Origin of the sequence: Pseudarthrobacter sp. NPDC092424, assembly GCF_044754925.1 — a bacterium.
Taxonomy (GTDB): domain Bacteria; phylum Actinomycetota; class Actinomycetes; order Actinomycetales; family Micrococcaceae; genus Arthrobacter.
Window position 1 is genome coordinate 20,513 of sequence record NZ_JBIVQC010000007.1, and the last position, 6,718, is coordinate 27,230.

General features: G+C 66.9%; 7 protein-coding genes. 1 reads left to right on the plus strand and 6 read right to left on the minus strand.

The window, feature by feature from the left end; genetic code table 11:
- Nucleotides 1-32: 32 nt before the first annotated feature.
- The 4 genes from ACIQCN_RS11300 to ACIQCN_RS11315 form a co-directional block, all read right to left on the minus strand.
- Nucleotides 33-803 (minus strand): VOC family protein, encoded by a 771-nt coding sequence (locus ACIQCN_RS11300; RefSeq protein WP_400610994.1) that lies wholly within the window; start codon nt 801-803, stop codon nt 33-35.
- A 27-nt stretch (nt 804-830) separates the two neighbouring features.
- Complete coding sequence (locus ACIQCN_RS11305) at nt 831-1,811, minus strand: TIGR03086 family metal-binding protein (protein ID WP_400610996.1); 981 nt, start codon at nt 1,809-1,811, stop codon at nt 831-833.
- A gap of 18 nt (nt 1,812-1,829) precedes the next feature.
- Nucleotides 1,830-2,132: an ArsR/SmtB family transcription factor gene (locus tag ACIQCN_RS11310; RefSeq protein WP_400610997.1), complete on the minus strand. Its 303-nt coding sequence runs from the start codon at nt 2,130-2,132 to the stop codon at nt 1,830-1,832.
- 211 nt (nt 2,133-2,343) lie between these two features.
- Entirely contained in the window at nt 2,344-2,577 is a 234-nt protein-coding gene (locus ACIQCN_RS11315) for a DUF3073 domain-containing protein (RefSeq protein WP_377214178.1), read from the minus strand.
- A gap of 231 nt (nt 2,578-2,808) precedes the next feature.
- Here ACIQCN_RS11315 and ACIQCN_RS11320 point away from each other — a divergent pair, with 231 nt between their 5' ends.
- Nucleotides 2,809-3,438: a septum formation family protein gene (locus ACIQCN_RS11320; RefSeq protein ID WP_400605225.1), complete on the plus strand. Its 630-nt coding sequence runs from the start codon at nt 2,809-2,811 to the stop codon at nt 3,436-3,438.
- Between the two features lie 68 nt (nt 3,439-3,506).
- Here the strand turns inward: ACIQCN_RS11320 and clpB are convergent, their stop codons facing one another.
- Together clpB and ACIQCN_RS11330 are read right to left on the minus strand one after the other, a co-directional pair.
- On the minus strand, nt 3,507-6,161 hold the full coding sequence (clpB, locus tag ACIQCN_RS11325) for an ATP-dependent chaperone ClpB (RefSeq protein ID WP_400610999.1): 2,655 nt from the start codon (nt 6,159-6,161) through the stop codon (nt 3,507-3,509).
- Between the two features lie 204 nt (nt 6,162-6,365).
- Nucleotides 6,366-6,718 (minus strand): hypothetical protein (locus ACIQCN_RS11330; RefSeq protein ID WP_400611001.1); only part of this gene is annotated, 353 nt, incomplete at its 5' end.

Sequence of the window (6,718 nt, forward strand, 5' to 3'; positions counted from 1 at the left end):
TCTGTGTCCAGCAGAGTGTGGACGCGGCGGGCTTAGACCTCCAGGAGGCTGAGGACTCCGCCCTGCGGATCACGGATGGTTGCCAGCGCGCCGTGCCCGGCGCCGCCCTCAGGCTCCACCAGGACCTCGCCGCCGGCCGCCACCGCGGCCCGGACAGCATCCGCCAGGCTGGCGACGCCGAAGTACACGTCCCAGCCCGCCTGCGCCCCCTCGTCGGCAGGAACAACGCCGGCCACCTCGGCACCATTGACCATCAGCGTGCTGTAAGTGCCGCCGTCGTCCTGCGGATATTCGGTGACCTCATGGCCAAAGAGCTCCTGGAAAAAGCCGACGGCGGCAGCCGGCTCGGGCGTGGACAGCTCCGCCCATGCCAGCGCGCCGGGGACGTTGAACAGCTGGCTTCCCGTGTGGGTTCCGGGCTGCCAGACGCCCGTGGTGCCGCCGCCGGGAGGTGCCACGAAGGCGAGCACCCCGCTTTCGGCAACGGCCTCCGGACCAAATTCCGCCTTTCCTCCCGCGAATTCCGCATCGCGCACCAGCGCCGCCGCGTCCGTCGCAGCAAAATAGATGTTCCACTGTGCGCGGGTCCCCGCAGCCTCCTGCACGGTGTTTTGCGGCGCGATCACGGCCACGAGGCTGCTGCCCGCGAAGGCCTGCGCATAGCTGCGGCCGTCCGGCGTGGGCAGGTCCTCGTAGGTCCAGCCGAACACGGCGGCGTAGAACTCCTTGGCTGAGGTGACGTCACGGGTCTGCAGGTCCGCCCAGCACGGCTCACCGTGCGCATAGATCTTCGGGAGAGTCATGCGGTCAGGCTACAGGGTTCCCCAAGGTCAGGCGGAGACGGCGCGTCCCGTGAACGCCACCAGCCGGTCAAGGCTCGACGCCGATTCACCCACCGGGGCCGGTGCAGCGAAGCTTCCGCCGGCGCGGACCTGGTCGCTGATGGTCTGCTGCGCCAGCACCTCGACGTAGTCGGTCAGTTCGTCGGCCACGGCGAGGTCGCGGCCGAGCGCCCGGGAGAAGTCCCAGGCGTGGACCAGGAACTCGAGGTTCAGGATGGACGCCACCATGGTGGCGGGCAGCTGGGCGAAGCCCATGTCCACGGGGCCTTCGAGGCCGCGGTGGGCAAAGGCCTCCAGGGTGGGCTGCGCGAGGTCCGCGATGCGCTCCTCAGGCGACTTCCCGGCGTCGTCCTTAACCGTGGCGCCGAGGGCCTTGCCGATATTGCCCACCGAGGCGGCCAGGTGGTCGAGCAGCTGGGCCACGTTGAAGTCGCTGCAGGGCGTGGCCTGGTCCAGGTCTGCGGGCGTGACGCCGCGGAGGACCCGCTGCAGGATGGCCAGGGTGGCGTCCGCGGCGGTCAGCTCAGTGAGGTCCTGCGGCGCTGCCGCCCATTCGTCGGCTCCCGCGTCACCGGTGGACGCTTCTGCCAGCAACCTGTCGAGATAGTGGTTCCAGCCCTCGGCGTGGGCCGCGACTGCCTCCAGCGTGGGGAGTCCATCGTGGACCAGGCGGACCTGCGTGCCGCCGTCGGCCGGTTCAAAGGTGACGGAGACGGTGGACATGTTGTCCGCCGGCGCGCCGGGCTGCTCCCAGCCCCAAGTGAAGACAACGCGCTTCCCGGGCTCGACCTCGGTAAAGGTGCCCGACGCGTGGTGCCCGGGTGTTATCGTCCAGCGGTATTCGCCGCCGACCTTCAGGTCAACGCGGGCGGCAACGGTCTGCCAGCGGCGCAGGCGCGCGGGCTCGGTCACCAGGGCGAACGCATCGTCGACGCCGAGGGGCAGGAGGACTGTCTTGTCGAAAATCATGATGGATCCTTTGTGGGGTCAGGTACGGCGGTAAGTGGTGGCATCGGCGGCGAGCTGGTCCAGTTCGCTGGTCCAGAACTGTTCGAAAAGCTGGCGGAGCCTGGCCATGCCGTCCGGATTGACGGCGTAGAACCTGTTTCGGCCCTCCTTGCGGGCAGTGACCAGGCCAGCCTGTTCCAGCAGGAGCAGGTGCTGGGAGATGGCGGAACGGCTGACGGTAAACGAACCCGCAAGGTCCGTCACCGTCCGCTCCCCGCCCGCCAACAGCTGCAGCAGTCGCCTACGGTTAGGCTCAGCGGCAACTTCGAGGGGGTCGAGCATGCTTAATACGTTAGTGACGGCTAACGCATTAAGTCAAGGCTGGGCGCATGGCAGGGACTGGGGGGTAGATGCAGGTATGTTTTCTCGCTGCGTCCCGGCACTTTCCGGGGACAGCACAACGAACGGATACAGCATGCTGTATCCGTTCGTGCAGTTCTATGTGCTGGTGAAGCGGCGCCGCGGTGCTCCCTGGCGGGGCACTCCGCTGCGGCTAGCCGATGCGACGGGTGTCTACCTCGTCGTCGTCTTCTTCCAAATCATCCGCGTACTTGTCCACATAAGCCGAATAGTCCGGTTCAACCGGATCATTGGCGAAACGGCTCGTGGCACGACTTCCCGGGCCCGTCAGCTCACGCTGAAGTGCCGAATAGTCAGTGTTCGGGGAGTAGTACTTAATGTCCCGAGCCTGCTTGGTAGCTTTTGCCTTTTGACGGCCGCGCCCCATGGCGTGACCCCCTTTTGTACTTGGACCGGAGGTGGTCACCTAGGCGATAGGTGAGGCCCCGGAATGTTTGGTCAATTTGTCGTACACCTAGATTACATGCTTTCGCCGGGCACTGCTTGCCGGTAACGGCCCTCCGGCGGTGGTCTGCGTTACCATTCCGGGCGCGCAGGCAGGATTCGCGGATTTTTCTTCGGTAGAGTCGCTTAACATCTGCCGAAGGAGGATGCACCCGTGGACCACCAGGACGTCCCGCCCAGGCCCGAGACGCCGCCGCAGGGCCAGGAAACCGATACGCCTGATCCTGCAGTCCGGGAGCCAGTGCCCCACGCGCCGGGCAGCGGCCAGCAGACGTTCTGGAAGGTTTTCTTCGTGGTCATCCTGGTAGCCGTCATCGGTTCGCTGGTGTGGCTGGCCGTATGGCTGAACTCCAACGCGGACGGCACTTCCGCCAAGGACATCCCCGGCGTTCTCGAGACGGTTGCCACGCCGCCGGCCACTCAGATGCCCCTCCCCCGGACGGGGGTGAACCCCGGCGACTACACCCTGGGCGACTGCTTCAAGGACTTCGATCCCGAGGCTCTGAAGTCCACGGTGGTGGCCTGCAGCACCAGCCACTCCGCCCAGTTGGTGGCCGTGTTCCGCTATCCGGAGAAGGAGTCCTACCCGGGCTCGGAGGCGCTTAGGGCCAAGGCGCTCGAAGCCTGCCAGGCCACGAAGCTCGGCCCGGCAGCGGACCAGTACACCCTGAATTACGAGCGCAGCTATCCCAGCAGCACCAGTTGGGAGTCCGGGGACCGCCGGGTGGACTGCTATGTCACAGCACCCGGCGGCAACGTCATCAAAGCGAGCGTGCTCCCCTAATTTCCGCGAGATGGCAGATCACAGCAGTTCCGATGCGCCGGACTGCCGTGATCTGCCATCTCGGCGCGTTAGCCCTTGCGCCGCACCGACAGGCCGCGCGCCGTCGACTCCCCCGCCCGGGCGCCAGCCGCAGCGTCTGCACCCGTGGTGAGCTCGCCGACGTCGGGCGCTGTATCCACCAGCACCGTGTCACCGTCCGCGATCTCGCCGGCCAGGAGGGCCTGGGCCAGCCGGTCGCCGATTTCGCGCTGCACCAGGCGGCGCAGCGGCCGGGCACCGTAGGCGGGGTCGAAGCCGGTGAGCGCCAGCCAGGCCCGGGCGCCGTCCGTGACCTCCAGCGTCAGGCGGCGTTCGTGGAGGCGGCGGCCCAGCTCGGCCACGTGCAGCTCCACGATGTGCGCCAGCTCTTCGACGGTGAGCGCGTCGAACAGCACCACTTCATCCAGCCGGTTCAGGAACTCCGGCTTGAAGGACGCGTTCACGGTGGCCATGACGGCGTTCCGCTTGGCCTCCGGATCCAGCGACTGATCCACCAGGAACTGGCTGCCCAGGTTGGACGTGAGCACCAGGATCACGTTGCGGAAATCGACGGTGCGGCCCTGGCCGTCGGTGAGCCGGCCGTCGTCGAGCACCTGCAGGAGGATGTCGAAGACCTCCGGGTGGGCCTTCTCCACTTCGTCGAGCAGCACCACGGAGTACGGACGACGGCGGACGGCTTCGGTCAGCTGGCCGCCCTCCTCGTACCCGACGTACCCGGGAGGCGCTCCGACCAGCCGGGCCACGGAGTGCTTCTCGCCGTACTCGGACATGTCGATGCGCACCATGGCGCGTTCGTCGTCGAACAGGAAGTCCGCCAGCGCCTTGGCCAGCTCGGTCTTGCCCACGCCCGTGGGGCCCAGGAACAGGAACGAACCGGTGGGCCGGTTGGGGTCGCTGATCCCGGCACGGGCGCGCCGGACCGCATCCGAGACCGCGGCGACCGCCTTGGCCTGGCCGATGAGCCGCTTGCCCAGCTCCTCCTCCATGTGGAGCAGCTTCTGGCTCTCGCCCTGCAGCATGCGGCCGGCCGGAATCCCGGTCCAGGCGGAGATGACCTCGGCGATGTCGTCGGCCGTGACTTCCTCGGCCACCATTTGCCCGGACTTGTCCGAGACGGCGGCCTCGGCTTCGGCGGCCGCGTTGAGCTCACGTTCAAGGGCGGGAATTTCGCCGTAGAGGACCCGCGATGCCGTTTCGAGGTCGCCTTCGCGCTGGGCCCTGTCCGCGGCGGACCGCAGCTCATCCAGCTTCGCCTTCAGGTCGCCTACCCGGTTGAGCCCGGCTTTCTCTGCCTCCCAGCGGGCCTTCAACCCGTTGAGTTCTTCCTCCTTGTCGGCCTTGTCAGCACGGAGGGCGGCCAGCCGCTCTACGGACGCTTCATCCTTCTCGTCCTGCAGGGCCAGCTCCTCCATGGTGAGCCGGTCCACCATCCGCTGGAGCTGGTCGATCTCCTCCGGGGCGGAGTCGATCTCCATGCGCAGCCGGGACGCGGCTTCATCCACCAGGTCGATGGCCTTGTCCGGCAGCTGCCGGCCCGAGATGTAGCGGTTGGACAGCGTGGCGGCCGCCACCAGGGCGGAATCCGCGATCGACACCTTATGGTGCGCCTCGTAGCGTTCCTTCAAGCCGCGGAGGATGCCGATGGTGTCCTCCACGCTGGGCTCGCCAACATAGACCTGCTGGAAGCGGCGTTCCAGAGCCGCGTCCTTCTCGATGTTTTCGCGGTACTCATCCAGCGTGGTGGCGCCGATCAGCCGCAGCTCGCCGCGGGCCAGCATGGGCTTGAGCATGTTGCCCGCATCCATGGACGAATCACCGGTGGCACCTGCCCCCACCACGGTGTGGATTTCATCGATGAACGTGACGATCTGGCCCTCGGAACCCTTGATTTCCTCGAGGACAGCCTTCAGCCGCTCCTCGAATTCGCCGCGGTATTTGGCCCCGGCGACCATCGAGCCAAGGTCCAGTGAGACCAGGGTCTTGCCGCGCAGGCTTTCGGGGACGTCGCCGGCCACCATCCGCTGCGCCAGCCCTTCGACGACGGCCGTTTTGCCAACGCCCGGTTCGCCGATCAGCACCGGGTTGTTCTTGGTGCGGCGGCTCAGCACCTGGACGACGCGCCGGATCTCGGAGTCGCGGCCGATCACGGGGTCAAGCTTGCCCGCCCGGGCCATGGCCGTGAGGTCCGTGCCGAACTTTTCCAGTGCCTGGAAGGTGTTCTCCGGGTCCGGGCTGGTGACCTTCCGGTCGCCGCGGACACCCGGCAGGGCGGCGAGCAGCGCTTCGTGGGAGGCGCCGGCGTCGCGCATTAAACGCCCGACGGCGTCGCTTCCGGAGGAGAGGCCGAGCAGCAGCACTTCGGTGGAGACGAAGGTGTCGCCCAGGCGGTCGGCCTCCTCCTTGGCGTTTTGGATGGCCTGCAGGGCGGGCCGCGAGAGCTGAGCCTGTTGGGTGGATCCGCCGGAAGTTGCGGGCAGGGCCTTGATGGCGCTGCTGGCCTGGACGCTGACGGCATCCGGGTCCGCTCCCGTCGCGCGGAGAAGCGCGACGGCGACGCCTTCGCGCTGGTCCATCAGCGCCTTGAGCAGGTGGGCCGGTTCAACCTGGGGGTTTCCGGCGGTGGAGGCGTTCATGGCCGCGGCCGAAAGAGCCTCCTGGCTCTTGGTGGTGAATTTGACGTCCAAAGAGAGCTCCTTTCGGGGGCAGTTTTCCTAAGTTGAGTGTACTACGCTCAACTTTGCGGAGCACCGTTCCCTTGCCATGTTTGCCCATGGCGAAACTGCTGTCCAGAGCCTTAGGTCCTGCGGGGGTCACGCGGCAGGTTCGGGCCGGGACGCTGCTCTGTAGAGCAGCGCACCGGCCCGACTAATCATTGAAAACTGGTACGGCTACAGAATGCTGTCCCCACCGGAGCTGGTGGAGGATTCCGTGACTGTCCGGGTTGCTGCATCCAGGTTCGCTTCAGCGTCCAGGTTCACACCGAGACCGGCGTTCAGATCCGAGACGAGCTCGCCGTTGGTGCCGCCCTCATCCAGAATGCTGTCCCCACCGGAGCTGGTGGAGGATTCCGTGACTGTCCCGGGTGCTGCATCCAGGTTCGCTTCAGCGTCCAGGTTCACACCGAGACCGGCGTTCAGATCCGAGACAAGCTCGCCGTTGGTGCTGCCCTCACCCAGAATGCTGTCCCCACCGGAGCTGGTGGAGGATTCCGTGACTGTCCGGGTTGCTGCATCCAGGTTCG